The organism is Shewanella sp. AS16, from assembly GCF_021412365.1.
GTDB classification, from domain to species: Bacteria; Pseudomonadota; Gammaproteobacteria; order Enterobacterales; family Shewanellaceae; genus Shewanella; species Shewanella salipaludis.
Genome location: NZ_JAKCLK010000171.1, coordinates 1 through 305, shown reverse-complemented (window position 1 = coordinate 305; position 305 = coordinate 1). Strand labels below are relative to the sequence as shown.

General features: G+C 45.9%; 1 protein-coding gene. It reads right to left on the bottom strand.

What is annotated here, in order from left to right:
- Positions 1–305, bottom strand: a 305-nt coding sequence (locus tag LZP73_RS19840; RefSeq protein WP_234236630.1) for an autotransporter outer membrane beta-barrel domain-containing protein, incomplete at both ends; no start/stop codon positions are given.

Genomic DNA, 305 nt, shown 5'->3' with positions numbered 1-305 from the left:
AACATTGCCCCAGACATTCAGGTTATCTGACAATTTACCCTGAACACCCGTTTTGACTTCAGCAATATTTGTAGCTCCGTCCTGACTGAGTGCTGTATTATCCATTTTGACACCCCAGCTCCGTGTATTATGGATCCAGTTAACTTCCACAAATGGCTCAAACTGATGCGCCTTATTATCATCAGACGCACTCTTACCTTTCAGGTAAGTTCTGACGCCCAGACGACTCTGGATATTACCGTCTCCGCTGAGCTGAACTTTCGTGCCATTCTTCTCCGTATGCTCACTGGCTCTTACATTCATCC